The organism is Paenibacillus tyrphae (genome assembly GCF_027925525.1).
In the GTDB taxonomy this organism is placed as follows: Bacteria; Bacillota; Bacilli; order Paenibacillales; family NBRC-103111; genus Paenibacillus_G; species Paenibacillus_G tyrfis_B.
Window position 1 is genome coordinate 1 of record NZ_BSDJ01000073.1, and the last position, 1,883, is coordinate 1,883.

Annotated in this window: 1 protein-coding gene; it reads left to right on the forward strand. The window is 52.7% G+C overall.

The genetic code is table 11. The features are described 5' to 3' along the window. Nucleotides 1-411: 411 nt before the first annotated feature. Nucleotides 412-1,803: a group II intron reverse transcriptase/maturase gene (gene ltrA, locus QMG93_RS34875; protein WP_281944498.1), complete on the forward strand. Its 1,392-nt coding sequence runs from the start codon at nucleotides 412-414 to the stop codon at nucleotides 1,801-1,803. Nucleotides 1,804-1,883 lie beyond the last annotated feature (80 nt).

Sequence of the window (1,883 nt, forward strand, 5' to 3'; positions counted from 1 at the left end):
GGTGTACGCCCAGCATGGGCGTCATCTCTAGGGTGAAAGTCCCGAACGGGGGCTGGCGAACGCCTACCGTTAGCCAAGAGCAAGGGTGTCTGCCGCGAGGCAGAATCTGAAGGAAGCTGGAGGCAAATGCACGAGCCAAGGTACACGAACTCAATTTGAGGCGGGATTAGTCGGATGAGTCACCACCACATGACGAAATCCAAAGTCGCCAAGGGCTAATATCGTAAACTTGAGTGGTTGCGGGCAGAAAGATGACGTTCTTATCTGGGGAGACCTGCGGAATACGCGAAGTAACTTCGTAACCGCGGCTGAGAAGTCGCGCTGAATCCGCAGGAGTCAGCAGAGGCCATAGTACGGGAGTAAGGGACGCCGGAAACCGGAAGGGCTGAACTTAAAGGAGAGAAGAAACCGATGCGTTCGTGCGAAGAGCAACGACAGCAGCCAACTTCATATGAAGGCTCACGGCAAAGAGCAGTGGTGAAGCCGCAAGGGTATGCCGGAGCGCCGAGTTCTTCGTCGGCACAACTCGCCCCTTCTTCTCGCGAAGGACATAACGACTTGCTAGAAAGAATACTCGAAGGAAACAACCTTCGACTCGCGTTCGAGCGAGTGAGACAGAACGGCGGAGCTCCCGGCGTCGACGGAGTGACAGTAGATGAGCTACAAGCGCACTTATGGGAACGCTGGGAAACCGTGAAAACGGAACTTCAAGAGGGCACCTACAGACCAACGCCTGTCAAACGAGTGGAAATACCCAAACCCGGAGGCGGGGTTCGGCTGTTAGGAATTCCAACCGTAATGGATCGCTTCATCCAGCAAGCCCTCATGCAAGCGATGACACCGATCTTCGATCCACATTTCTCACCGAACAGCTTCGGCTTCCGTCCAGGGAAACGAGCCCACGATGCCGTAAAGCAAGCGAAATCCCACATTCAAGAAGGCTACCGCTGGGTCGTGGACATGGACTTGGAGAAATTCTTTGATCGAGTCAACCACGATATTCTCATGGCAAGAGTAGCGAGGAAAGTGTCGGACAAACGTGTCCTAAAGCTTATTCGAGCATACCTAAATGCCGGTGTCATGGTAGACGGAATGAAACAGGAGACAGCAGAGGGAACCCCTCAAGGAGGCCCCCTAAGCCCACTCCTGGCAAACATTCTGTTAGATGACTTGGACAAAGAATTGACCAGACGAGGGTTGGGATTCGTCCGCTACGCGGATGACTGTAACATCTTCGTGGGAAGCAAGCGTGCGGGAGAACGGGTAATGGAGTCTGTGATTCGCTTCGTAGAGGGGAAGCTTAGACTGAAAGTGAATAGGGACAAAAGTACGGTAGACCGCCCTTGGAATCGGAAGTTTCTTGGCTTTAGCTTCGTAAGAAACCGAGAAACAACCATTCGAATTGCTCCCAAGAAACTGGAACAACTCAAAGAACGCGTACGTGAGATCACCTCGAGAACGAGAGGAATCTCTATGGAGCACCGCATTAAGGAGCTTAACCGCTACCTAATGGGGTGGATTGGCTATTTTCGCCTGGCATCCGTAAAGACACATTGCGAACGGTTGGACGAATGGATTCGTCGAAGACTTCGAATGTGTCTGTGGAAGCAATGGAAGTTGCCGAAATCCCGGCTCCGAAACCTACGCGCTCTAGGGGTTCCTGAATGGGCGGCTAGGATGATGGCAAATTCCCGACGAGGATGCTGGGAAATGTCCCGCAACATAAATAACACCCTTAATCGCTCCTACTGGAACAACCAAGGGCTAATGAGTCTAACTTCTCGCTATCTTGAAATTCGTTAACCTTTAGGAACCGCCGTATGCGGACCCGCATGTACGGTGGTGTGAGAGGTCGAGGGCTAGGCGCCCTCCCCTACTCGATT

Excerpts from the sequence above, each read along its gene's own strand:
- ltrA (WP_281944498.1), top strand. The coding sequence starts at position 412 with ATGCGTTCGTGCGAAGAGCAACGACAGCAGCCAACTTCATATGAAGGC.